At 61.3% G+C, this 24,687-nt stretch carries 23 protein-coding genes; 9 read left to right on the top strand and 14 right to left on the bottom strand.

Going from position 1 to position 24,687, the window contains the following annotated elements; all coding sequences use genetic code 11:
* Nucleotides 1-78: 78 nt before the first annotated feature.
* Entirely contained in the window at nucleotides 79-372 is a 294-nt protein-coding gene (locus BMZ10_RS17180) for a hypothetical protein (protein WP_093464803.1), read from the bottom strand.
* A gap of 98 nt (nucleotides 373-470) precedes the next feature.
* Here BMZ10_RS17180 and pbpC point away from each other — a divergent pair, with 98 nt between their 5' ends.
* Entirely contained in the window at nucleotides 471-2,849 is a 2,379-nt protein-coding gene (pbpC, locus tag BMZ10_RS17175) for a peptidoglycan glycosyltransferase PbpC (protein ID WP_093464800.1), read from the top strand.
* Between the two features lie 69 nt (nucleotides 2,850-2,918).
* Here pbpC and BMZ10_RS17170 read toward each other — a convergent pair whose 3' ends face one another.
* From BMZ10_RS17170 to BMZ10_RS17145, 6 genes are all read right to left on the bottom strand, one after another.
* The gene (locus BMZ10_RS17170) at nucleotides 2,919-3,485 is read right to left on the bottom strand and encodes a DUF4136 domain-containing protein (protein WP_093464797.1); all 567 of its coding nucleotides are present in this window, start codon (nucleotides 3,483-3,485) and stop codon (nucleotides 2,919-2,921) included.
* Between the two features lie 43 nt (nucleotides 3,486-3,528).
* Nucleotides 3,529-4,152, bottom strand: coding sequence for a DUF4136 domain-containing protein (locus tag BMZ10_RS17165; RefSeq protein WP_093464794.1), 624 nt, complete (start codon nucleotides 4,150-4,152; stop codon nucleotides 3,529-3,531).
* A 20-nt stretch (nucleotides 4,153-4,172) separates the two neighbouring features.
* Nucleotides 4,173-4,922 (bottom strand): methyltransferase, encoded by a 750-nt coding sequence (locus BMZ10_RS17160; RefSeq protein ID WP_093464791.1) that lies wholly within the window; start codon nucleotides 4,920-4,922, stop codon nucleotides 4,173-4,175.
* Nucleotides 4,919-5,224 carry a nucleotide pyrophosphohydrolase gene (locus tag BMZ10_RS17155; protein WP_093464788.1) on the bottom strand — a complete coding sequence of 102 codons (306 nt, stop codon included), beginning with the start codon at nucleotides 5,222-5,224 and terminating at the stop codon, nucleotides 4,919-4,921. Before BMZ10_RS17155 ends, BMZ10_RS17160 begins: the two co-directional genes overlap by 4 nt.
* A gap of 243 nt (nucleotides 5,225-5,467) precedes the next feature.
* Entirely contained in the window at nucleotides 5,468-6,325 is an 858-nt protein-coding gene (locus BMZ10_RS17150; RefSeq protein ID WP_093464785.1) for a MaoC family dehydratase, read from the bottom strand.
* A gap of 63 nt (nucleotides 6,326-6,388) precedes the next feature.
* Complete coding sequence (locus BMZ10_RS17145) at nucleotides 6,389-7,744, bottom strand: 3-oxoacyl-ACP reductase (protein WP_093464782.1); 1,356 nt, start codon at nucleotides 7,742-7,744, stop codon at nucleotides 6,389-6,391.
* Nucleotides 7,745-8,212: 468 nt separating this feature from the next.
* On the opposite strand from BMZ10_RS17145, the gene BMZ10_RS17140 reads away from it, so the two are divergent.
* The 3 genes from BMZ10_RS17140 (at nucleotide 8,213) to BMZ10_RS17130 (ending at nucleotide 11,544) form a co-directional block, all read left to right on the top strand.
* Nucleotides 8,213-9,490: an acetyl-CoA C-acetyltransferase gene (locus tag BMZ10_RS17140; RefSeq protein ID WP_093464779.1), complete on the top strand. Its 1,278-nt coding sequence runs from the start codon at nucleotides 8,213-8,215 to the stop codon at nucleotides 9,488-9,490.
* Nucleotides 9,491-9,605: 115 nt separating this feature from the next.
* A complete protein-coding gene (locus BMZ10_RS17135) occupies nucleotides 9,606-10,412 on the top strand; it encodes an AraC family transcriptional regulator (RefSeq protein WP_093464777.1) in 807 nt (268 codons plus the stop codon).
* 238 nt (nucleotides 10,413-10,650) lie between these two features.
* Nucleotides 10,651-11,544, top strand: a complete 894-nt coding sequence (locus BMZ10_RS17130; protein ID WP_093464774.1) for a PA4780 family RIO1-like protein kinase — start codon at nucleotides 10,651-10,653, stop codon at nucleotides 11,542-11,544.
* 219 nt (nucleotides 11,545-11,763) lie between these two features.
* Here the strand turns inward: BMZ10_RS17130 and cueR are convergent, their stop codons facing one another.
* From cueR to BMZ10_RS17115, 3 genes are all read right to left on the bottom strand, one after another.
* The gene (gene cueR, locus BMZ10_RS17125; protein WP_093464771.1) at nucleotides 11,764-12,171 is read right to left on the bottom strand and encodes a Cu(I)-responsive transcriptional regulator; all 408 of its coding nucleotides are present in this window, start codon (nucleotides 12,169-12,171) and stop codon (nucleotides 11,764-11,766) included.
* Nucleotides 12,168-14,378, bottom strand: a complete 2,211-nt coding sequence (locus BMZ10_RS17120; RefSeq protein WP_093464768.1) for a heavy metal translocating P-type ATPase — start codon at nucleotides 14,376-14,378, stop codon at nucleotides 12,168-12,170. The genes cueR and BMZ10_RS17120 overlap by 4 nt, the downstream gene beginning before the upstream one ends.
* 111 nt (nucleotides 14,379-14,489) lie before the next feature.
* Nucleotides 14,490-14,870, bottom strand: a complete 381-nt coding sequence (locus tag BMZ10_RS17115) for a hypothetical protein (RefSeq protein ID WP_093464765.1) — start codon at nucleotides 14,868-14,870, stop codon at nucleotides 14,490-14,492.
* A gap of 153 nt (nucleotides 14,871-15,023) precedes the next feature.
* On the opposite strand from BMZ10_RS17115, the gene BMZ10_RS17110 reads away from it, so the two are divergent.
* Nucleotides 15,024-15,233, top strand: coding sequence for a heavy-metal-associated domain-containing protein (locus BMZ10_RS17110; protein ID WP_093464763.1), 210 nt, complete (start codon nucleotides 15,024-15,026; stop codon nucleotides 15,231-15,233).
* Nucleotides 15,234-15,896: 663 nt separating this feature from the next.
* On the opposite strand, the gene BMZ10_RS17105 is transcribed toward BMZ10_RS17110, so the two are convergent.
* A complete protein-coding gene (locus tag BMZ10_RS17105) occupies nucleotides 15,897-17,756 on the bottom strand; it encodes an Lnb N-terminal periplasmic domain-containing protein (protein WP_093464760.1) in 1,860 nt (619 codons plus the stop codon).
* Between the two features lie 74 nt (nucleotides 17,757-17,830).
* The gene (locus tag BMZ10_RS17100) at nucleotides 17,831-18,319 is read right to left on the bottom strand and encodes a DUF3015 domain-containing protein (RefSeq protein WP_093464757.1); all 489 of its coding nucleotides are present in this window, start codon (nucleotides 18,317-18,319) and stop codon (nucleotides 17,831-17,833) included.
* A gap of 274 nt (nucleotides 18,320-18,593) precedes the next feature.
* Between BMZ10_RS17100 and BMZ10_RS17095 the strand changes: the two genes are divergently transcribed.
* The 4 genes from BMZ10_RS17095 (at nucleotide 18,594) to BMZ10_RS17080 (ending at nucleotide 22,952) form a co-directional block, all read left to right on the top strand.
* Nucleotides 18,594-21,026, top strand: coding sequence for a Lon protease family protein (locus tag BMZ10_RS17095; protein ID WP_093464754.1), 2,433 nt, complete (start codon nucleotides 18,594-18,596; stop codon nucleotides 21,024-21,026).
* A 184-nt stretch (nucleotides 21,027-21,210) separates the two neighbouring features.
* A complete protein-coding gene (locus BMZ10_RS17090; protein ID WP_093464750.1) occupies nucleotides 21,211-21,543 on the top strand; it encodes a PA4575 family protein in 333 nt (110 codons plus the stop codon).
* Nucleotides 21,544-21,713: 170 nt separating this feature from the next.
* A complete protein-coding gene (locus BMZ10_RS17085) occupies nucleotides 21,714-22,202 on the top strand; it encodes a TIGR00645 family protein (RefSeq protein WP_093464747.1) in 489 nt (162 codons plus the stop codon).
* Between the two features lie 132 nt (nucleotides 22,203-22,334).
* Nucleotides 22,335-22,952, top strand: coding sequence for a BamJ family beta-barrel-assembly machinery protein (locus BMZ10_RS17080; protein ID WP_093464743.1), 618 nt, complete (start codon nucleotides 22,335-22,337; stop codon nucleotides 22,950-22,952).
* Between the two features lie 96 nt (nucleotides 22,953-23,048).
* On the opposite strand, the gene BMZ10_RS17075 is transcribed toward BMZ10_RS17080, so the two are convergent.
* Both BMZ10_RS17075 and BMZ10_RS17070 read right to left on the bottom strand, forming a co-directional pair.
* Nucleotides 23,049-23,291 carry a PA4570 family protein gene (locus BMZ10_RS17075; RefSeq protein ID WP_093464740.1) on the bottom strand — a complete coding sequence of 81 codons (243 nt, stop codon included), beginning with the start codon at nucleotides 23,289-23,291 and terminating at the stop codon, nucleotides 23,049-23,051.
* A 198-nt stretch (nucleotides 23,292-23,489) separates the two neighbouring features.
* Nucleotides 23,490-24,458, bottom strand: coding sequence for a polyprenyl synthetase family protein (locus BMZ10_RS17070; RefSeq protein ID WP_093464737.1), 969 nt, complete (start codon nucleotides 24,456-24,458; stop codon nucleotides 23,490-23,492).
* Between the last annotated feature and the right edge of the window lie 229 nt (nucleotides 24,459-24,687).

Below are 24,687 nucleotides of genomic sequence, written 5' to 3'. Positions count from 1 at the left end.
GACCCCAGGTGCAGGTTGTGCTGCCGGTTCCCGGCAGATCGCGGGACGAGCCACGCGCCTGCTGGGCAAATCTGTTGATCAATGAATAATCCAGCTCAGCAGCCACAGCCCCAGAAACAGCCAGATGATCCCCATGATGATCGAGGCGCGCATGAAGGCGCGAATGGCCGAGTAAAGCAGCATCAGACCGATGATCAGCGCAACGATGCTGATCAGCGACGTGTCCATGCCAAGCGTACGCGACAATCCTTCGACAAAATTGCCACCGGCATGAGTGAACATGTTGAACAACCAGCTGAGCCCGTCGACGACGAAGCGGATCACGGCACCGATTACCTGGCCGAGCCATTCGAAAACGCTTTCTACCTGCATATCTGCTTCCTGATGAAAAAGAGGGATCGAAACAAGGACTGTTCGCTTTGGCCGTTCCTGCCCGTGGCGAGTTCCGTGAAGCATAAAGGCAGTCGGGCATGAAGCGCGGATTTCTTGTGAACGGCTGCAGGACGCAGAGTCTCTGGCTGGCCTCTCGCCGCCTACTGCGGTGGACCGTTGCAGGGTTTTTGCTGGTGTGTCTGCTGCTCTGGCTCGCTGACCGCATCTGGCCGCTGCCGCTGCCCAGGGACGATCTGGCGCGCGTGGTGCTGGCTGAAGACGGCACGCCCCTGTGGCGTTTTGCCGATGCCAACGGCGTCTGGCGCTATCCGGTGACGATCGATCAGGTCTCGCCGTATTACCTTGAGGCGCTGTTGACCTACGAAGACCGCTGGTTCTACCAGCATCCGGGCGTGAACCCGATGGCGCTGGCGCGGGCGACCTGGCAGAACCTCAGCGGCGGTCACGTGGTGTCTGGCGGCAGCACGCTGTCGATGCAAGTCGCCCGGCTGCTCGATCCACATTCACGCACGTTACCCGGCAAGTTGCGCCAGTTATGGCGTACTGCGCAGCTGGAGTGGCATCTGTCCAAGCAGGACATTCTGCTGCTGTATCTCAATCGCGCACCTTTCGGCGGTACCTTGCAGGGCGTCGCCGCGGCGAGCTGGGCGTACCTTGGCAAATCGTCCCGGCAATTGACCCGCGCCGATGCCGCCCTGCTGGCCGTGTTGCCACAGGCGCCGAGCCGGCTGCGCCCCGATCGGCATCCGCAACGTGCGCAGGCCGCGCGGGACAAGGTGCTCAGACGTCTGGCCGACTTTGGCACCTGGCCGCAGCAGGCGATCGACGAGGCGCTCGAAGAACCCTTGCTGCTGGCGCCGCGGCAGGAGCCGAGTCTGGCGCCGCTGCTGGCCCGTCGCTTGAACCGACCCGACAGTCCGCCGCTGATACGGACCACGCTCGACGCCGGCTTGCAGCGCAGGCTCGAAGACCTGTTGATGGGCTGGCGTGCGCGGCTGCCTGAGCGGACTTCGGCGGCGATCCTGGTGGTCGAGGCGCAGAACATGGCGGTGCGCGCCTACGTTGGTTCAGTGGACATTGGCGACGCCAGACGCTTCGGTCATGTGGACATGGTCAGTGCCCTGCGCTCGCCCGGCTCTACGCTCAAACCCTTCCTGTACGGCAAAGCCATGGACGCCGGGCTGATCCACTCTGAGTCGCTTCTGCAGGACGTGCCGAGGCGATACGGCGATTATCGGCCGGGCAACTTTTCTTCAGGTTTCAACGGGCCCGTCGCCGCCAGTTCGGCGCTGTCGATGTCGCTCAACCTGCCCGCGGTTCAGCTGCTCGAAGCCTATGGCCCGAAGCGCTTTGCGGCCGAACTGCGCAACGGCGGCGTGCCATTGACCCTGCCGCCACTGGCCGAGCCTAATCTCGCGTTGATTCTCGGCGGCGCGGGCAGTCGTCTGGAAGATCTGGTGGGCGGTTACAGCGTGTTCGCGCGAGGAGGGCGCAGTGCCGATATCCGCTTGCAGCCCGACGATCGCCTGCGCGACCGACCCATGATGTCGCCGGGTGCGGCCTGGATCATCCGGCGCATTTTGAGCGGTCAGTCACGCCCTGATCTGGACCCGCACGCAGCGCTCGTACAACGTCCTCAATTGGCGTGGAAAACCGGCACCAGTTATGGCTTTCGGGATGCGTGGTCGATCGGCGTAGGCCCCAGATTTCTGATCGGTGTCTGGATTGGCAGACCGGACGGCACACCAGTGCCGGGGCAGTTCGGGCTCGCCTCGGCTGCACCCATGATGTTGCAGATTCACGACCTGCTGGTTAACCGCGACGCTCAGCGCAACATTGCTGCGCCGGTGTTGCCGGTGCCGTTGAGCGTGGGTGTCGCGGCGGTGTGCTGGCCGCTGGGGCAGCCGATGAGCAAGAGCGATCCGAACTGCCGACGGCAGCGTTTTGCGTGGACGTTGGACGGCACGACGCCGCCGACGCTGCAAGCGACCGACCAGCCACTGGGGTTGGGCCTGACGGAAACAATCTGGGTGAACCCGGCCGGCCTGCGCGTCGCGGCCGGGTGTCCACAGGCGCAGCCACGTGAGGTCGCGCTCTGGCCTTCGGCGCTGGAACCGTGGTTGCCCAAGGCCGAGCGGCGAGAGGCGCGCTTGCCTGCCAGTGATCCCGCCTGCCCGCCGCAGGGTTTGAGCCTTGCGCCGGCGCTGTCGATCGTCGGTGTTCGTGAGGGCGATCAGTTGCGCTTGCCGGCTGGCAGTCAGCAATTGCTGCGTCTGAAGTTGTCGGCGCTCGGCGGCACGGGTCGCCGCTGGTGGTTCATCGATGGCGCGCCGGTTGGCGACACGGCGAACCAGGACAGCTACAGCCACACGTTCACCCGGCTGGGGCGCTATCAGTTGAGCGTCCTGGATGAGAGCGGGCAGACGGCGCGGGTAGAGTTCAGCGTGGTGGATTGACACTGCGCGGCGTCAGCGAGCTGCGCAGGTCAGATTCGAGTGGTCAGGTGCAACTGGTCAGGGTTGTGACTATCTGGGCGGGTATTGCTGGAGGATTTTCTGCACGGTCTGGCGCAACGCCAGCTCACGCGCTGCCGGGTTGGCGGTGCCGTCATTGACGATTTGTTCGGTGCTGCCGCGCCAGACCAGCTTGCCGTCCTTGCCATCGAGCATGTCGATCTGCAGCGTCGACACCTTGTAATCGACGTTACGCGTCTCGGAGCCGATTGGCCCGCCCCAGTAACCGCCCCACGGATTGCCCCAGTAGCCGCCACCGCCATAGTTGGTGGTGACCATTTGCTGGCGATTCTCGACGATCAGCCACGCCTGCACCTGTACATCGGCACGGGCGCCGGGTGCCGCCATGCGCAGCCCGCGCTGGTCGAGCTGTTCGCCGACCGACTGGCGAATGCGCTGTTCGGTCAGGTCGCTTTTGATGCGGGGATCGTCCGGTTGATATTGCAGGCCGGGTTCTTTCCAGGCCCAGGTTCGATAGCCACCGAAATCCCGCTGTGCGTCGAAGTCACGGTTGACCCGATCGGTCTGGCAGGCGCTGAGCAGCAGGGCGACACACACGACAGCGATACAGCGGAACATGATGATTCTCCAGAAGCACTGACTGATGAGAAGACAGCGTGGATCAGGACGGCGGGTAGGCGGTCAAGGCGCGTTGCACCGCCTGACGCAGCGCCTTGGCGCGGTCTGACTGATCGCCGCCGCTGCTGGTCTCGGCGCTGGCGCTCCAGACCGGCTGGCCGCTGCGCGCGTCGAACATGCTGATGCTCACGACAACGACCTGCTCCTGATACGTGCGCACGATCGGCACGCTGGCGTAGCCGCCGTAACCACGCCGATAGCCATCGTAATAGCCCACCCCGGCGCCGCCGTAGTAAGGATCGTAATAATCGTCGCGCACCTGACGCAGCCGGGTTTCCATCCGCGTGTTGGCCGTCACGCGCAGGTCTGCGCCTTGCGGGTTCTGCGAAGGGCGCAGGCCACGCTGATCAAGGCCATTGCTGATAGCTTCGGCCACCTGAGACGAGTCGGCCCACATCGTGCCGGGCGGCAATTGCCCGTTCAGCCAGGTCCAGTTGCGATAGCGCCCGAAATCCCGGGGCGCTGCGGGATACGCCGTCATGTCGATGGCATTGGCAGCTTGCGGCGGCGCCGGTGGGATGGCGGCAGAAACGGCGGTGTAAGGATTCTGGCTCTGACAGGCAGCCAGGCCAAGACAGGCAGTGAGCAAAGCGAGGCAGCGTTTCATGATGGTCTCCGCAGATAGCCTCAAACAGGTCGGCACATCCAGTGCAGATAACGCCCCAGTCCGGCAAAACTTGGGTGACGTCGATGCGCGAGCTCCATTTCCAGCAAATCTGCGAGTTCGGCCCTGGCCTGAAACTCAACTGGCATGTAATCGTGAAAAACCCGAACGCCACTCTGGGTTTCGACTCGCCACATGCCTCCAAGTTGCGCCGCTAATTCGCGCGGATCAAGAGGTTGTTGCGGGGTCAGGCTCTGTTTTTCACCGGCCAGGGTGTTGCGGCGCATTTTCTTGAAATGGCCCTTGAGCAGATTGCGGTAAACCAGCGCGTCGCGGTTGTAGAACGCCAGCGATAACCAGCCATCGTTTCGGGTCAGTTGATGCAGCACCGGCAGGATTGTGAACGGCTCGGCCAGCCATTCCAGCACGGCGTGGCAGATCACCAGATCGTAAGGCTCGCTCAGTTGCGACGGCAGATCCTGCCAGGGCGCCTGGATGAATGTGGCCTTCTGGCCCGCGTCGGCGAAACGCTGACGGGCGCCCTCGAGCATGGGTACGGCGGGTTCGGCGAGGGTGACCTCATGCCCGCGCTCTGCCAGCCACAACGACATATGACCCAGCCCGGCGCCGATATCCAGTACGCGAAGCGGGCGGCCCGGCAGGCTTTCCGTCAGGTCCGCCTGCAACACGGCCAATCGGATCGCGCCTTTGGCGCCGCCATAGATTTTTTCGGCGAAGCGCGTCGCCAACTGATCGAAGTGCCGGTCACTCATTTGCTGAACCGCTGTTCGCTGTCGGCCAGCTTGGCGCGAACGACTTCGTTCATGTCCAGTCCCAGCTCGCTGCACATCAGCAGCAGGTACAACACGATATCGCCCACTTCCTGACCGGCATGCGCCAGTTCATCGGCTGGCAGCTGACGCGACTGGTCTTCGGTTTTCCACTGAAAGATCTCGACCAGCTCGGCCATTTCCACGCTGGCCGCCATCGCCAGGTTCTTCGGGCTGTGAAATTGTCGCCAGTCGTTGGTATCGCGGATGCGATGCAGGCGTTGAGTGAGTTCGTCGAGGTTCATGGGCAAGTCTCCTGAAGGTGCGTAGCTTCAGGGGGATGAGGGATAGACGCAAGAGGCCCGTGAGCGCAGTCGCCCGGTGTACGGCGGGATTCGAGGTGTAGGAGCGTGGCTTGTCCCGCGATCGGCTGCACAGCAGCCGCAAACCTGGCGAGTAGATTTTGCCTGATGTCACGCGACCGACAGATTTGCTGCCGCTTCGCGCCGCATCGCGGGACAAGCCACGCTCTTACGCAAGCTTTACTCTCACTCCGACGCTGGCTGCCAACTCCCCGTCATGTGCACGATCCCTTCCTTGCCTTCAACCTTCAATTGACCATGGGATCCGGCCGCGCTGGCCGACAGCGTCACTTCGCTGGGCAGACGCACGGGCTTCTGGAATTCGACCGAGATGTCCACATTCGAAGCGGGCAGGTGATCATCCAATGCGGCCAGTGCCCGGCTTTTTATCCACAGGCCGTGAGCGATGGCCTTGGGGAAACCGAACAGTTTCGCGCTGGCATCGCTCAAATGAATCGGGTTGTAATCGCCGCTCACCTTGGCGTACTGGCGCCCGATGTCGGACGGCGCGAACCACGTCGCCAACTGCGTCATCGGCAGTGGCTCGGGCTCACGCACCGCTTCGGGTTCACCCTCGACATGCACGCCGCGACACAACATCGTGCTCTCTTCCTCCCAAAGCAGGCCCAGCGCGTCTTCGATCTGCGTGATCAGGCTGAACGTCGCCCCCTTGGCATGGGGCTTGAGATGGGCCACCCGCACACTGACCTGCGCCTTGATCACGCTCCCCAGCGGGCGGCGGATACTGATGCGGTTATACAGGTGCACAAGCCCCAGCAAAGGAAACGGGAATTCCTTGTCCGTCAGCAGTTTCATCTGTAACGGGAACGCCAGCACATGGGGATACGTCGGCGGCAGCAGGCTGCCCGGCACGTATTCGCAGACCTTGGAAAAGGCCCTGACCTCCTCCGGATACACTGACACCCAGCACCTGAGGCCCTGATCGGGCAGTTGCGTGCCGCTGACCTTGCGGCGCAGCGCGGCCTGCATGAACAGCCCGGGCAATGCCGGTGGGGCGTCCAGATAGCGCCAATGTGCACTCATCGAGTTTCTCCCGTTCTACAGACTCGTTATCAGCGGCTGCGCTGCAGTTGCAGCATAGAAGGTTCAAGCGCCGATGACGCTCTGGCCGCACACGCGGAGCACTTGCCCGCTGACTGAGCCTGAACCCGGCTGGCTCAACCACGCCACAGCCTCGGCGACGTCCTGCGGCAAGCCGCCTTGGCCCAACGAACTCATGCGCCGCCCGGCCTCGCGCAGGGCAAATGGCATGTGCGCCGTCATGCTGGTCTCGATAAAGCCCGGCGCCACTGCGTTGATGCTGATGCCGCGGGCCTTGAGCGATGGCGCCAACGCACGTGCGAGCCCGATCAGTCCGGCTTTGCTGGTGGTGTAGTTGGTCTGCCCGCGATTGCCCGCCAGCCCGCTGATCGACGCCATGAGAATCACGCTGCCGTTGTCGTGCAATGCACCCGCATCGATCAGCGCCTGAGTCAGCACCTGTGGGGCGTTCAGATTGACATTGAGGACCGAATCCCAGAGGTCGCTCGTCATGTTCGCCAGCGTTTTGTCCCGCGTGATGCCGGCGTTGTGCACGACGATGTCGAGCCCGCCGGGAATGTGTTCGATCAACTGCGTGGCGGCGTCCGGCGCACAGATATCCAGCACCAACGCCTGACCGCCAAGACGTGCGGCGAGGGCTTCCAGGTCAGACTTGGCCTGTGGAACATCCAGCAACACAATATCGGCGCCATCCCGGGCAAGGGTCTCTGCAATCGCGGCGCCGATGCCTCGTGCGGCGCCGGTCACCAGCGCCTTGCGCCCGGCCAGCGGGCGACTCCAGTCCTGCACCTGATGAGAACAGGCGCTCAGGCGGATCACCTGCCCGGATATGAACGCGCTTTTAGGCGAAAGGAAAAAGCGCAGCGCCCCTTCGAGTTGATCTTCGGCGCCGTCCTCCACTTGCAACAGCTGAACCGTGCTGCCGTTGCGCATCTCCTTGGCCAGCGAGCGACTGAAGCCTTCGATGGCTTGCTGAGTGCTGGCTGCCAGGGGATCGCTCTGCGTATCAGGTGCGCGGGCGAGAATCACGATGTGCGCGCTGCTCTCCAGCTTGCGCAGGATCGGTTGAAAGAACTCCCGCAGCTGTGACAGTTGTGAGGCGTGGCGCAGTTCACTCGCGTCGAAGACCACGGCCTTGACCTTTGATCCTTGCTCCGCGGACCAAGGATGAGCGCCCGTCACCGCGCCGCCGAAGCTGAGCAGTACGTCGGTCATGCGCGGCGCAAAGCTGCTCACGCGTTCGGCCAGCGGGCCACCACTCAACAGCAAGGCGCCTTCCACCGGCCGCAGACGCCCGGCCTGCCAGCGTTCCAGACGTGCAGGGGCGGGCAGCCCGACAGCTCCGATCAGCTTGCGACCGATGTCCGAGTTGGCGAAGTCAATGTAGCGATCGGATGCCATGGAACACTCTCCTTGAGTCTGGGTTCAAACCAGTGGACCACGCTGGTAGGTAATAGGTCCTACGCTGTTAGCTGCCAAAGCTTGTGGGGTGAGCCAGCTGTCTTTAACGCCCCCTACGACCTACGGCGTAACAGCCGGCCGGTCCTACGGGAAGCTTGCAGCGTCTGTAGGACCGGCTTTAGCCGCGAAGGCTGCACAGCAGTCGCAAAATCAACCACCGCGTTATGCCTGACACACCGCGTTCTTCGGTTTTGCTGCCAGTCCCCGGCAGATCGCGGGCAAGCGCGCTCCTACGGTAGGTGCAACAACTCGGGGTTCTGGGAAAAATTGGACTTTCAACCAACCGATATCCGGTATGTGTGAGCTTGCTCGCGATCGCTCTTGGACAGGCTGCACAGCGTCTGGCCCGATACGAAATGTTTGCGTCACCGATGCCTGCAAAATCCAGAAAAGAAAAAGGAGATTTCAATGAGTCAGACACGTCGCGTGGCCATCGTCGGGGGCAATCGCATCCCGTTCGCCCGCTCCAATGGCGCGTACGCCACCGCCAGTAATCAGGACATGCTGACCGCCGCGCTGGAGGGCCTGATCGAACGCTTCAACTTGCACGGCTTGCGCATGGGGGAAGTGGTGGCGGGCGCAGTGCTCAAGCACTCCCGCGATTTCAACCTGACCCGCGAGTGCGTGCTCGGCTCGCGCCTGTCCCCACAAACGCCAGCCTATGACCTTCAGCAGGCCTGCGGCACGGGCCTGGAAGCAGCGCTGTTGGTGGCCAACAAGATTGCCCTCGGCCAGATCGAGTGCGGCATCGCCGGTGGCGTCGATACGACCTCAGATGCGCCGATTGGCGTGAATGAGGACCTTCGGCAAATACTGTTGCAGGTCAACCGCAGCAAGACCACGGCAGACAAGCTCAAGGCGCTGAGCCAGTTGCGCCTGCATAACCTCAAGCCCGAACTCCCACGCAACGGCGAACCGCGCACCGGTTTGTCCATGGGCCAGCACTGCGAGCTGATGGCTCAGACCTGGCACATTCCGCGCGATGCACAGGATCAACTGGCGCTGGAGAGCCACCAGAAAATGGCCGCCGCTTACGCGGAAGGCTGGCAGGACGATCTGCTCACGCCCTTTCGCGGCCTGACACGCGACAACAACCTGCGCACCGACGCCTCGCTGGACAAGCTCGCCTCGCTCAAGCCTGCCTACGAGCGCAGCGCGAAAGGCACGTTAACGGCCGGCAACTCGACGCCTCTGACCGATGGCGCCTCGCTCGTCCTGTTGGCCAGCGAAGACTGGGCGCGCGAGCGCGGCTTGCCTGTTCTGGCTTACTGGCGGGACGGCGAAGCGGCGGCAGTGGATTTTGTGCGCGGCGAAGAGGGCTTGCTGATGGCGCCGGTCTACGCCGTTCCACGCTTGCTGGCGCGCAACGGCCTGACGCTGCAGGATTTCGATTATTACGAAATCCACGAGGCCTTCGCCGCTCAAGTGCTGTGCACCTTGAAGGCCTGGGAAGACCCGGAGTACTGCAAGCCCCGGCTAGGCCTCGACGCGCCGTTGGGGTCGATTGATCGCAGCAAACTGAACGTGAAAGGCAGCTCCCTCGCAGCCGGCCACCCCTTCGCTGCCACCGGCGGCCGCATCGTCGCCAACCTCGCCAAGTTACTGAGCGTGGCAGGGCAGGGACGCGGGCTGATTTCGATCTGTGCGGCGGGCGGGCAGGGGGTGACGGCGATACTTGAGCGTTGAGCGCGTTCGTACACCAGGTGCGCTTGTTTCACGCAAGGCACGATACGGCGTCCTGCGACCGCCAAAATTTTGGAGCGGGGGCGTAAACTCTCGTCTTCTGACAAAAGGCACACATATGCCCCACAGCGGACTTGGCCTATCGCGCAACCCCGAAACTCAGCGCCAGCTTCCAGAGCTGACTGATCTGCCGCGTCCACTCTATGCCAGGGCCGAAAGCCTGAGCGCTGGTTCGTGGACGCCGACTCATCGTCATGAATGGGTGCAGTTTTCCTACGCCATCAGTGGCGTTTTGGGGGTACATACCGAACAAGGCAGCTTTTTCGCGCCGCCGCAATGGGGAGTGTGGATTCCGGCCGGACTGGATCATGAGGTGGTGACGTCGACGCGTGCCGAGATGCGCAGCCTGTACGTGCGCAAGCAGGACTGCCTCTGGGCGAATTCGCGCTGTCGAGTGCTGGAAGTCACGCCCCTTGCACGGGAATTGATCAAGGCGTTCTGCCAATTGCCGGCTGATTATCCCGAGGCTGGCAGCAGTGAGTCTCGGCTGGTTCGAGTATTGCTTGACCAGCTTGCTGTTCTACCCGAGGTAGGGTTTTCGCTGCCGTTGCCTCGTCACCCACATTTGTTGAAGCTGTGTGACGAATTGATCAAGACACCCGATCTATCGTCCTCGCTCTCCAGCTGGGCGGTACGGTTAAACATGTCGGAAAAAACCGTGACGCGATTGTTTCAACGTGAAACCGGGCTTAGCTTTCGCAGCTGGCGCCAGAGAGCTCGGCTATTGTCGTCGCTCAATCCGTTGCAGGCGGGTGAGAGTGTGACAAACACGGCCCTGATGTGCGGATATGATTCAACCTCTGCTTTCATTGCCGCTTTCAAGGGCTTTTTTGGTACGACACCAGGTGAGCTCTTCAGCATCTGAACAATACAGTGCCCGTGTGGCCGAAAAACTACCGCTGTCTGTCGATCGTCGAAATTTGGCGTTTCAATTCGGCCAATATCGATCTGCGGGCATGAAAGCTGCTTGCCAAGGAGTAGGTCATGTCTTGGGACCAACCGAACGGATTCAATCGGCCTGACCCCCTACTCGCTGGCAAAGGATTGCCGTATAACGAGCAGCAATCGCGTGTTTGGCAACGAAGGACCCAGAATAAAAGCTGATGAAGACTCCAAAACGCATTGAACCCCTGATCGAGGACGGTCTGGTAGACGAGGTGCTGCGCCCACTGATGAGTGGCAAAGAGGCAGCTGTTTATGTGGTGCGCTGTGGCAAAGAGCTGCGCTGCGCGAAGGTTTACAAGGAGGCGAACAAACGTAGTTTCCGTCAGGCTGCGGAGTATCAGGAGGGCCGTAAGGTCCGCAACAGCCGTGATGCTCGAGCCATGGCCAAAGGGTCGAAATTCGGCCGCAAGGAGGCCGAGGACGCGTGGCAAAATGCCGAAGTGGCCGCGCTGTTCAGGCTCGCCAACGCCGGTGTGAGAGTCCCAAAACCGTACGACTTCCTTGAAGGCGTGCTGCTTATGGAAATGGTCAGTGACGAGTATGGCGATGCGGCGCCGCGTCTCAATGACGTGACCCTCGAGCCCGATCAGGCGCGCGAGTATCACGCCTTTCTGATTCAGCAGATCGTGCTCATGCTGTGTACCGGACTGGTGCACGGTGACCTTTCCGAGTTCAACGTGCTGCTTTCTCCGGACGGCCCGGTGATCATCGATCTGCCTCAGGCGGTCGACGCCGCAGGCAACAACCACGCATTCAGCATGCTGGAGCGCGACGTCGGCAACATGGCTTCGTACTTCGGTCGCTTTGCGCCTGAATTAAAGCAGACCCGTTTCGCTCGGGAAATGTGGTCCTATTACGAGGCAGGCACGCTGTCCCCGGCCACGGTGTTGACCGGTGTGTTCGCAGATCCCGATGACGTCGCCGACGTCAACAGCGTGCTGCGCGAGATCGAAGCGGCGCAGCGTGACGAAGCGCGCCGCCAGGCCGCCCGCAACGCCGATGACTCCCCGGCCGATAAAGCCGAAGAACCGCCTCCGCCGTGGATGCAGTAAACCGAAAACGCCAAGTCATCACTGCTTGGCGTTTTTTCATATCAAGGCCTTAATCAGTTTGGAACGACGGTTATATAGCCCTCACCGCCTGGAGTCGATGTCAGTTTTGCTCCCCGAGTTAAAGGGATAGACCAGTGCTGGCGTTACTGCGCCCGCGCTTCATATTGATTGGTGATAGTGGTTATCGCGAAGTGTTTTAACGCTCGGTATATTCTCCGCTCACTTTGGAGCGCAACACCCACCCGACTCCAGATCCTTCAATATCGGGCAGTCCGGTCGGTCATTGCCCTGGCAATGCTCCACGAGGTCCTGCAGCGTGTCCCGCAGTCCGGCGAGCTCTTCGATCTTCTGGTTCAACTCGACGATATGTTTGTGCGCCAATGCTTTAACGTCGGCGCTCGCGCGACCACGGTCTTGCCACAGGGTGAGCAGCTTGCCGACCTCTTCCAGGGTAAACCCGAGATCGCGGGAGCGTTTGATGAAGGCCAGGGTGTGCAGGTCGTTGGCGCCATACAGGCGATAGCCGCTGTCGGTGCGGGTTGCGGCCTGCAAAAGGCCGATGGATTCGTAGTAGCGAATCATCTTGGCGCTCAGGCCGCTTTGCTTTGCTGCTTGGCCGATGTTCATGGCGCGTCTCCTTGATCGGACGTGTGCCCGGTCATTTTCCAGGTTTTGAGCAGCAAGGCATTGCTGACGACGCTGACGCTGGACAGGGCCATTGCGGCGCCCGCCAGCACCGGGTTGAGCAGACCGAACGCCGCGAGCGGGATGCCGATGAGGTTGTAGACGAAGGCCCAGAACAGGTTCTGACGGATCTTCGCGTAGGTCCTGCGGCTGATGTCCAGCGCCGCCGGAATCAGCCTTGGATCGCCGCGCATCAAGGTGATACCCGATGCGTGCATGGCAACGTCGGTGCCGCCGCCCATGGCGATGCCGATGTCAGCCGCAGCCAGGGCCGGTGCGTCATTGATGCCGTCGCCGACCATGGCCACCACACCGGTTTTTTTCAGTGCGACCACTGCTGCGGCTTTATCGGCGGGCAGGACTTCGGCGTGAACGTCGGTGATCCCCAGTGCTTGTGCGACGACGTTCGCGCTGCCGCGATTATCACCCGTCAGCAGATGACTGCTGATGTTGCGCCTGCTCAGTTGCTCGATGGCCTGAGCGGCGCCAGGCTTCAGGGTATCCCCGAAGGCGAACAGGCCCAGCACCCGGCGCGCGGGTTTCAGTTCGATCAGCCACGATAACGTGCGGCCTTCGGCTTCCCACTGTTGTGCGGCGTTTGCAAGCGCGCCCATGTCGAGGTCGCTTTCTTCCAGCAGGCGCCTGTTGCCCAGTGTTAGGTCGCGGCCATCCAGTGTGCCTGCGATGCCTCGTCCGGCCAGCGAGCGGCTGTTCTCGATTTGCTCAGGCTTGAGCCCACGCGCGCTGCACGCATCCAGCACAGCGTTGGCGAGTGGGTGCTCGCTGCCGCGCTGCAATGCGCCCGCCTGTTGCAACAGCATGTTGTCGTCGCCGTCGACGGCCGTCATGTGGGCGATGCGCGGCGTGCCGGAAGTGAGTGTGCCGGTCTTGTCGAAGACCACCGCGGTGACGCTGTGAGCGCGCTCCAAGGCTTCGGCGTCCTTGATCAGAATCCCGTAGCGTGCCGCGACGCCGGTGCCGGCCATGATGGCGGTCGGCGTGGCCAGGCCCAGTGCGCAAGGGCAGGCGATGACCAACACCGCGACGGCGTTGATCAGCGCAGCTTCCAGCGAAGCGCCTGCCAGCAACCAGCCGCTCAACGTGACTGCAGCGATCAGCAACACGACCGGTACGAACACCTGACTGACTTTGTCCACAAGCTTCTGGATGGGTGCTTTGGCCGACTGCGCCTCTTCGACCAACCGAATGATGCGCGCCAGGACTGATTCGGCGCCCAGGGCGCGGGTCTGCACCAGCAGCCGACCTTCGCTATTGATCGCGCCGCCGGTGACCTTGTCGCCGGGTTGCTTGGGGATGGGCAGGCTTTCGCCGCTGATCAGCGCTTCGTCAGCGTGGCTTTGACCTTCGATGACCTCGCCGTCCACCGGAAATCGCTCGCCGGGTTTGACCAGCACCTGATCGCCGACCTTCAGCGCGCTGATCGCCACTTCACGCTCCTGGCCGTCGATGACTTGAATCGCCCGTTCAGGCCGCAGAGCCTCCAGCGCTCGAATTGCACTGGCGGTCTGGCGTTTGGCGCTGCTTTCCAGGTATTTGCCGAGCAGTACCAGCGCGATGACCACCGCCGACGCTTCGAAGTACAGATGCGGCATGCTGCCGGGCGTCGCGGTCAACCATTGATAAAGGCTCAAGCCGTAACCGGCGCTGGTGCCCAGTGCAACGAGCAGGTCCATGTTGCCGGCGGCCGCCCGAACGGCCTTGTAAGCCGCGACGTAAAAACGCGCGCCGAGGAAAAACTGCACGGGTGTTGCCAGTAGAAACTGAACCCACGGCGGCAGCATCCAGTGCACGCCAAGTGATTGCACCAGCATCGGCAGCACCAGCGGAAGCGCCAGCGCGATGGCCAGCAAAAGATGCCAGCGCTCATTGTCGTGACGTAATCGCTGATCGGCAGCCTGAGTTGCAGGATCCTGCGCCAGGCTGGCGCCGTAGCCCGCCTTGTCGACAGCGGCAATGAGGCTGGCAGGGTCGACCTGCTCGAGCACTTCGACGTGAGCGCGTTCGTTGGCCAGGTTGACGGTGGCGCTCTGCACGCCGGGGACTTTGCGCAACGCGCGTTCGACACGACCCGCGCAACTGGCGCAGGTCATGCCGGTGATCGGCAGATCGAAGGTGACGGGACTGGACATGGAGATCACTCCTTGAGGCTGTTGCCCACAAGGATCAACCTTGCCACGTTGGCAAGGTCAAGTCCCGATTTTTCACAGAGCTAGCGGCAGGGCGGCGTGTGCCCCAAGCCCTCAGTAATTCAGATCGGCCTTCTTCAGATACATGCCCTGTGGCCCGGACGCGATGCGGTATTTGAGGACGTCGCCGGCATTGATATGCAGGCGCGTATTGTTCTGCGCCTCGATGCCTGGCGAACAGCCGGGCATCTGGCCGGGCAGTACGCGCAGGCGAACGGACAGGTCGCCCGCGGGCAGGTTGAATGAGCGGGATTCTTCCTGGAACAGACGACCGACCAGTTGGTCTTGCATGTAGATGCCGATCTCGCAGGACGTTGCGACTTCCAGCCGCTCACGGGAAATGATGAGCACGCCGTAGTCCTGATCGGCCTGAGCCCAGGAAGCGGAAGCCAGCAGGCCGATGAAACCTGCGATGCGGAAGGCTGACCAGCGCATGGCCGATTCTCCTGATATTCGTGGATGAAACACTTTGGCTCAGGGCATCGCGGAATACCAGCCCGGCAGATTGACCAGAAACTTGACCTTCCTATGATGGGAAGGTCGAAGATGCCGTCATTCACTGTTTTTCACTGGAATGAGGAGTCACCCATGCAGGTATTCAACGTTCAAGGCATGACCTGCGCACATTGCGTGCGTGCCGTTACCGATGCCATTCAGGGTCAAGACCCGTCGGCGCAGGTGCAGGTCGATCTGGCGAAGGGAGAAGTGAAGGTGCAAAGCCAGCTGGCGGCGGAGCGGGTGGTCGGACTCATCGAGGAGGAAGGCTATACCGCGATGCACGCTCAGCAGGCACTGTGACTTGGCACGCACTGAGAGTGACCGGTTTGGCCTCTTTTCGGCTAGTGCCGGTCCTACTGAGGGTCGACTACAACACCGCGTACACTGCGTGGCCGGTTTGGCCTCTTTTCGGCTAGTGCCGGTCCTACTGAGGGTCGACTACAACACCGCGTGCACCGGCGAAATTGGTTTGGCCTCTTCCCGGCTGAAGCCGGTCCTACTGAGGGTCGGCTAAAACACCGCGTACACTGCGTGGCCGGTTTGGCCTCTTTTCGGCTAATGCTGGTCCTACTGAGGGTCGACTACAACACCGCGTGCACCGGCGAAATTGGTTTGGCCTCTTCCCGGCTGAAGCCGGTCTTACTGAGGGTCGGCTAAAACACCGCGTACACTGCGTGGCCGGTTTGGCCTCTTTTCGGCTAATGCTGGTCCTACTGAGGGTCGACTACAACACCGCGTGCACCGGCGAAATTGGTTTGGCCTCTTCCCGGCTGAAGCCGGTCTTACTGAGGGTCGGCTAAAACACCGCGTACACTGCGTGGCCGGGTTTGGCCTCTTCCCGGCTAAAGCCGGTCCTACTAGGATCGGCTGAAACCGACCCTACTGAGCGCCGCGTGCATTCGTAGGACCGGCTTCAGCCGGGAAGGCGTCGGTCATTGCGCTGAAAAATCAGCAACTCGCCACTCAATAGTGATACCACTTCAATTCCAGCATGACCTCGTTCACCGGCGAGCTCAATTGACTGAATTCGCGTTGCGCACTCAGGCGCAGCCCAAGGTTACGTGACAGTTCCCACTGCTGATTCAGACTGATCGTGCGCCGCACTTCGCCGTTGATGAAATAGTCGCCCTTGGTCTCCAGGCTGAGGTTGCCCAGCCCGTTGCGCCACAGAACGCCGGTGTCGAAACCGGCGGCGGGTGAGACCAGCGCGTCGAAGTCATTGTTGTGCTCGATCCGCACGGTGCCCAGCGCAAAGCCCAGCACGTCGTCACCCAGTTTCCAGGTTCCGCCGGCACCGCCGTTGACATGGCTTACCAGATTCTCGTCGCCGTGCTTGCCCAGCACGCGCTCCAGGCCGCCCGCGACCTGCCATGACCACGGCTGCAACAAGTCATTGCGCGGTGTGAGCGAGCGAATCGTCGCCAGGTCCAGTTGCTGCAACTGCCAGCGGCTGTCCTCGTACTGACGCAACTTCAGTTGGAGGATCTCGATCTGAGCGCCCAACGGAAATCCGTAGGCGTTGTCGTTCAAGTCGTGATAGGCCATGCGCAGGCCGTACTCGGCGAAAGCCTCGTTGTCACGCGTGCCTGCGCCCAGTTGCCAGGTTCGCGATTCGTGGCCGTCCTCAGGCAATCCGGGGCGCTCGATTTCCAGCGCCGGGGGCGGGTTGGTGCTGATGGCCCGCAGCAAGTCATAACTGCGCTGCGCTCGCGCCGAATCCCGCTCCTGGCCATTGGCGCGGTAGCGCTCCAGTCGATACGCCGCGTCCTGAATCAACGCGCGTCGGTCCTTGGGCAGGGCCAGATAATCAGCGCTCTGCATTTGTTGCTGGTCGGCGCTGACCTTGAGCACCCACTGTTGCTCGTCATGGCTCAAGGGCTCGGCACGGCTGAGCAGCTCGCGCTCCTTGGAGGGCCGATAGTCGATTTTTTCCACCAGACCTGCGTCCTTGACGGCGCGAACGGTGTCGGTCGGAATCGCGGTCAGACGAAATTGCGGCGTCAGGTTCAGGCTCGGACGGGCCACCTGCAGCAACTCCAGCAGGCGATACGAGCAGTTTTCATCGAAGAAGAAATAGCCGAAGCGAATCTGTTTGAGTTCCCACACATGCTCGACCATGCGCCGGGTTTCTTCTGGCGTCAGGTTAAGGCGGTATTCCCACAGGTCGCGGTTTTCCAGACTGCGGTACTCGGAGAGTTTTTCCTGATACGGGACCAGCGCGAACAGCCCGGGATAGCCGCCCATCAGGCCTTTCCAGGCGTACAGGATGCTGTTGTCCGAACCTTCGATGTAGGCGCCGAAGTTGATCGCGTAACTGAGCAGCGCGGTTTTGTTGGCCTGCACGTCAGCCTGATCGATGCGCAACAGCGTGTGGCCGAACATCGAAGACGGGCTGTTGAGATACGCAGCCGGAAAGATCAATACCGTGCTGTCCGGGGCGACGTCGGAGAACCATTTGTTGAACTCCTTGCAGTCGACGGCGGGCAGATCGGCAAGCTTCAATTCGTCGCGCAGAAAACGCGTGCGCGAGGGGTAAACACATTGCGGATGCAGGTCTTCTTTGCCTGGCACCACGGGGCGATAAATCGCCTCCAGGGTCGCGGCCAGCTCGGCCTTCGGGTCGTGAGCACCGTTGGCAGCGAGGAAAAATTTCGGGTCATCAACGTAGCTTCGCCAGCCACCGAGCTTGCCGGCTTCGTAGTGGCCGATGGAAATCCAGAATCTGGATTGGGCCAGTTGCTGCAAACGATCATTGTCGACATGAGGCGCGGCATACAGCGGGGCGCAGACACAGAGCGCCAGCCAGGCAAGGCGTTTGAGCATAGATTGGCAACTAATCAGAAGTGGGCAATGACAGTGAAATCCTGCCTTCCGGGAGGAAGGCAGGTGGCACGACTTTAGGCCTGGCTTGCGTATTTAGCCAGAGTCGGATCGTTCTTCAGTACGTCGAGGGTGTTGCTGTGGACATCTTCAGCGGTGGCGTCTGCCTTGTTGAAGATTTGCTGATAGTGCTCGTGGGTGACTGCGGCGAAATGCGCACGGTCTTCCGGTGCAACGCCCAGTACGACCGCGTAGGTCGTCAGTGCTTCGCCCTGGCCCATCGCCATGTCTTTGGAAAGCTCGTCCATCATGCCGTTCATGGCAAACCAGGATTTACCGCCATAAGTCAGCGCGCTGTTGGTGGAGCAGCCGTTGGTGCCCGAGGTCATGCCGAATGTGGCGTTACCCGAGGTGCCGTTGGTGGTGGAAGCGAGGAAGTGAGCCGGAGTGCCGCGTTGCCCTTCAAACAGCATGTTGCCCCAACCGCAGTCCGGACCGCCAGGCGCTTGAGCCATGGCGTTGATGGACACAGCGGCGAAGAGAGTACCAAGAAGAATCCGTTTCATAGCTTTAGTCTCTGTTGTTTCAACCAAGGGTCGGATCCTGGCAAGCGCCAGGGCGGGTCGGTTATTCGATTTGTACCGACCGCGCAGGTTGGAGTTTAGGCACGTTCTGAACGTTCCGTGGTTTATTGCAGATTGTTGCATGTAGTCCAGCGCCGTGGGGGAGAGTAGGCGGGTTCGTCAGGTAGAAAAACATTCCGCCGTCTCTTGCCTTGCCAGTCTGGTGCGGCGAGCGCCAGAATGCCCCCATCTGCCCCGCCTGATGTAAGGATGTCCGATGCCCGATCCTGTTGCTGCCAGCCTGCGACTCGCGCCCGAAGCGCTTACCCGTCCCTTTTCCGCTGAACAGTTCAGCTTCACGACAACCAACGATCTGGAACCCTTTCGCGGCGTGCTCGGCCAGGAACGAGCGGTCGAGGCGCTTCAGTTCGGGGTCGCCATGCCGCGCCCCGGCTACAACGTATTCGTCATGGGCGAGCCCGGCACGGGCCGCTTCTCCTTCGTCAAGCGCTACCTCAAAGCTGAGGGCAAGCGCATGCAGACCCCGTCGGACTGGGTTTACGTCAACAATTTCGATGAGCCGCGCGAGCCTCGCGCACTGGAACTCCCGCCCGGCAGCGCCAGTTCGTTCATCGCCGACATCAATGGTTTGATCGACAACTTGCTGTCGACTTTTCCTGCCGTGTTCGAGCATCCGTCCTATCAGCAGAAGAAAAGCTCGATCGACCGCGCGTTCAATCAGCGTTACGACCGCGCACTGGACGTCATCGAGCGTCTGGCGCTGGAAAAAGACATCGCCCTGTACCGCGACAGCAGCAACATCGCCTTCACCCCGATGCTGGATGGCAAAGCGCTGGATGAAGCCGAGTTTTCACAGCTTCCGGAAGCCGAGCGCGAGCGTTTCCACAGCGACATCTCGGCACTCGAAGAGCGCCTGAATGAAGAGCTTGCCAGCCTTCCGCAATGGAAGCGCGAGTCCAACAATCAGATGCGCCAGCTGAATGAAGAGACCATCATTCTGGCCTTGCAGCCACTGCTGGCGCCGCTGTCCGAGCAATACGCCGAGAACGCCGCGGTCTGCGCTTACCTGCAGGCCGTGCAGGTCAATCTGCTGAAAACCGTGGTCGAGCAACTGGTCGACGACAGCAAAGCCGATGCTCAGGCGCGCAAGCTGCTCGAAGAGCAATACTGCCCAAGCCTTGTCGTCGGTCATTCGGCGAGTGGTGGTGCGCCGGTGGTCTTCGAGCCGCACCCGACCTACGACAACCTGTTCGGCCGCATCGAGTACAGCACGGATCAAGGCGCGCTCTACACCACTTACCGGCAGCTGCGCCCGGGCGCGTTCCATCGCGCGAATGGCGGCTTTCTCGTGCTCGAAGCCGAGAAGATGCTCAGCGAGCCCTTCGTCTGGGACGCTCTGAAACGCGCACTGCAATCGCGCAAATTGAAGATGGAGTCGCCGCTGGGCGAGCTGGGTCGTCTCGCCACCGTGACCCTGACCCCGCAGATGATTCCGCTGCAGGTCAAAGTCATCATCATTGGCGCGCGGTCGCTGTATTACACATTGCAAGACCTGGATCCTGACTTCCAGGAGATGTTCCGCGTGCTGGTGGACTTCGATGAAGACATCCCGATGGTCGATGAGAGCCTGGAGCAGTTCGCCCAGTTGCTCAAAACCCGGACTTCGGAGGAGGGCATGGCGCCGCTGACGGCCGACGCTGTCGCGCGTCTGGCCACTTACAGCGCCCGGCTTGCCGAGCATCAGGGGCGGTTGTCGGCGCGTATCGGTGACCTCTTTCAACTGGTCAGCGAGGCGGATTTCATTCGCAGCCTGGCCAATGACGAGCGCACCGATGCAGGCCATATCGAGCGCGCGCTCAAAGCCAAGGCCACGCGTACCGGGCGGGTGTCGGCACGGATTCTCGACGACATGCTTGCTGGCATCATTCTGATCGACACCGATGGCGCTGCCGTCGGCAAGTGCAACGGCCTGACGGTGCTTGAGGTCGGCGACTCGGCTTTCGGTGTACCGGCGCGGATTTCCGCGACGGTTTACCCGGGCGGCAGCGGGATTGTCGACATCGAGCGTGAGGTCAACCTCGGCCAGCCGATCCACTCCAAAGGCGTGATGATCCTCACCGGTTATCTGGGCAGCCGTTACGCGCAGGAATTCCCGCTGGCGATTTCCGCCAGCATCGCGCTGGAGCAATCCTATGGCTATGTGGATGGCGACAGCGCTTCTCTGGGCGAGGTCTGCACGCTGATTTCGGCATTGTCCAAGACCCCGCTGAAACAGTGTTTCGCGATCACCGGCTCGATCAACCAGTTTGGCGAAGTGCAGGCGGTGGGCGGGGTCAACGAAAAAATCGAAGGCTTCTTCCGACTCTGTGAGGCGCGGGGTCTGACGGGCGATCAGGGCGCGATCATCCCTCAGGCGAACGTCGCCACGTTGATGCTCGATGAGCGCGTGCTGCAGGCGGTACGTGCCGGGCAGTTCCACGTCTATGCGGTGCGTCAGGTCGATGAGGCCTTGAGCCTGCTGGTCGGCGAGCCTGTGGGCGACGCGGACGAAGACGGCCAGTTCCCGGAAAACTCGGTCAACGGCCGCGTGGTGGATCGACTGCGCGATATCGCCGAAATGCTCAGCGAAGAGGACCTCAAGGAGCTCGAAAAAGAGGCGCCACAGTTACAGCCGGAGCTGAAAAGTTGACTGTTTGACGTCAACTAACAGGGGCGCCTAGTGGCCAAATGACCATTCGGCGCCCTTTTTATTTTCACGCTTTTCTTACGGGGCATTTGTTCGATATTGTCGTGTTGCAGCAGTTGTCAAAGGGACTGACGCGCTCTCTTCGCCGTTCAAGGGGGTGAATACTGCAATCAATGAGGAGCTCGCCATGCCGCGCAGCCTCTGTCTTACTCGCCAATGTCTGGGTCTGGTGACCCGAATCGAATGTGTCGTACGCCCGCTGTCTGGCGATAATGGTATGTGGACCTTGCTCTTCGCAGCGGGAATGTCAGGAGAGCAGCCTTCGGCGCTCAAGGCTCAGGGACCGTTCCATGGTCCAGTGGCCGCCGAGTCAGTGCTCGATGCGATTGCCGAAAGCCTTGCGCTGCATGGCTATCAGACGGCTGAGGAAATCCCGATCTGGAGCCTGCACCTGCAGGGCGAGCTCCGACGAATCAATGGCGATGCCTCTCAGCAACAGCGCAGTACTCCCGTCAATTGAGGTGTGCCGGCAGCACGGTGAATGCGGCGGTTGTGTTCCTGCGCGTGCAGGGCACCACGGCGCTTTCGGGGAGCGTTACGTCGGCTAATTGTTTCGAGTGGTGTCAGGGCGGCTTGTAGCGCGCAGCGATCGCCCTATACTCGGCAGCTTTCAATCAACTGTGAGTTTCAATGGAACGCTTTATCGAAAATGCCATGTACGCCTCGCGCTGGCTGCTGGCCCCCATCTACTTCGGTTTGTCGCTGGGACTTCTGGCGCTGGCGCTGAAGTTCTTTCAGGAAATCTTCCACGTCATCCCCAATGTCTTCTCGCTGGCCGAGTCAGACCTGATACTGGTGCTGCTGTCGCTGATTGACATGGCACTGGTCGGGGGGCTGCTGGTGATGGTGATGATTTCCGGGTACGAGAACTTCGTTTCTCAGCTGGACATCGACGAGGACAAGGAAAAACTCAACTGGCTAGGCAAGATGGATTCATCTTCCCTGAAGATGAAAGTCGCCGCGTCTATCGTCGCTATCTCCTCCATCCACCTGTTGCGGGTGTTCATGGATGCCAAGAACATCGAGCCTCAGTACCTGATGTGGTACGTGATCATCCACATGACGTTTGTGGTCTCGGCGTTTGCAATGGGCTATCTGGATAAAGTCACCAAGCACTGACGGCCCGGCCTGTGCGCGGCGTGTTGCCGTGCGCAGCGCGGGTTGACCATTACCGCTCCGGCCTCCTTGTGCTAGGCTGCTCGGCCTTTTGGTTCGGGGCACCTGCGGGTGCTCCATAAGCGGAGCAGTGTCATGTCCGAAGTCAATCTGTCCACCGACGAAACGCGCGTCAGCTACGGCATCGGCCGTCAGCTGGGTGACCAGCTGCGCGACAACCCGCCACCGGGTGTCAGCCTTGACGCCATTCTCGCGGGCCTGACCGATGCATTCGGTGGCAAGCCGAGCCGCGTCAGCCAGGAAGAAATGGCTGCAAGCTTCAAAGTCATTCGCGACATCATGCAAGCCGAAGCGGCTGCCAAGGCTGAAGCCGCCGCCGGCGCTGGCAAGGCTTACCTGGCCGACAACGCCAAGCGTGAAGGCGTGACCACCCTGGAATCCGGTCTGCAATTCGAAGTCATCACCCAAGGCGACGGCGCTCAGCCGACGCGCGAAAGCAACGTGCGCACCCACTACCACGGCATGCTGATCGATGGCACCGTCTTCGACAGCTCCTACGATCGTGGCGAGCCAGCTGAATTTCCGGTCGGTGGCGTGATCGCTGGCTGGACCGAAGCCCTGCAACTGATGAAGGCCGGCAGCAAGTGGCGCCTGTACGTTCCGAGCGAGCTGGCATACGGCGCGCAGGGCGTGGGGAGCATCCCTCCACACAGCGTTCTGGTATTCGACGTCGAGCTGCTGGACGTTCTGTAAGGCGGTACAGCTGAGCCGTACGGCTCAAGCGTCAGGCTGAATGATTGCCGAGCAGGCTGCAGGGCTCGCTCGGCAATGTCGACGCGGTCGTCATGATCAATGCAGTTCCAGCGTCGGGCGCAACGCCCGGGCGTAGCAGAACAGAAACAGGTTGCGCACCATTTCCTTCTGAATGCCAGGTTCGCACGAACTCAGGCTGATCACATCCAGGTCACCCTGATCCCGCAATTCATCCAGCGCGTCCTCATGCAATACCGCACACACTTCACCCGTTTCGCGATGCAGAATTCGCAGGTAAGGGTGTGGGCGATCCAGCCAGGCGTCTATCAAATAAGTCATGTTCGTTCTCCTTGAGGTTTCAATGAGAATAATTCTTATCCGCAGAATAGCAAGGATCTATTTGAGATTAATTCGCATCTTTGCGTCGGGGTTGATGTGGGTCAGCTGTTCGCCGCTGCGGCGTGCCGGAGGTCGATGATCCGTGCGGGCACAAAAAAGCCCGTCGCGTGGACGGGCTTCTTCAGGTGCCGAGCCGGATCAGTGAGTGCGGGCGACGGCGAACTCGCTCAGCTCGATCAGTGCATCGCGGTACTCGCTGGCTGGCAGGACATCCAGGCAGGCGATGGCGCGGGCGACATAGTCACGAGCCAGTTGCGCGGTGTAATCCAGCGAGCCTGATTGCTCAACCGCTTCGCGAATGCTTTCCAGATCTTCCAGACCGCCTTTCTGAATCGCCTTGCGTACCAGGGCCGCCTGTTCCGGCGTGCCTTCGCGCATGGTGTAGATCAGAGGCAGCGTCGGTTTGCCTTCTGCAAGGTCGTCGCCGATGTTCTTGCCCAGGGTTTCGGCGTCGCCACGGTAGTCGAGCAGATCGTCGACCAACTGGAATGCAACACCCAGATGATCACCGAACGTGCGCAGCGCTTCGCTTTGTTCGGCGCTGGCGTTGGCCAGTGCAGCGGCGCTGTGAGTCGAGGCCTCGAACAGCATGGCTGTCTTGCCGCGAATCACTTCCATGTAGGTTTCTTCGGTGGTGCTGGCATCGCGCACCTTGGACAGCTGCAGGACTTCGCCTTCAGCGATGACGCGCGTTGCCTTGGACAGGATCTGCATCACGGGCATCGAACCCAGTTCGACCATCATTTCGAACGAGCGCGAATAGAGAAAATCACCGACCAGCACGCTTGGCGCGTTGCCCCACATCGCATTGGCGGTCGAGCGGCCACGGCGCATCCCGGACATGTCGACGACGTCGTCGTGCAGCAGGGTCGCCGTGTGCAGGAATTCGATGGTTGCCGCCAGCAGGCGCAGATGGTCACCGCCGCTTCCCAGTGCCTTGCCGCACAGCAGAACGAGCAGCGGGCGCAGGCGTTTGCCGCCGGCGGAAGTGATGTAGTCGCCGATTTTCGAGACCAGCGGCACGCGCGACGTCAGCTGCTTCTTGATAATGTGGTCGACGGCTGTAAAGTCGTCCGCCACAGCGCGGTAGAAGGCTTGGGGTTGCATCAGCGAGGCGTGCTCCAGAAGGGTTGCGCGGCATGCTAGGTTGCAGGCCCCACCCTGTCAAGGCGTGACGTAACGCAGCTTGCAAGGCGTTCGCGGCTTGCGTACAATCGCGCACCCTAACTTTCCTGGGCAGCACCTGCCTTACGCAATTGCATGACGAGCCTTTCCAGCCCCATGCAGCCATGCCAGCCGATACTCTTCTTATAAAGAGCTGGGTGAGCAGGATTTT

It is taken from the genome of Pseudomonas sp. NFR16 (genome assembly GCF_900108875.1).
GTDB lineage: Bacteria > Pseudomonadota > Gammaproteobacteria > Pseudomonadales > Pseudomonadaceae > Aquipseudomonas.
This window is presented reverse-complemented; position numbering and strand designations above follow the sequence as displayed.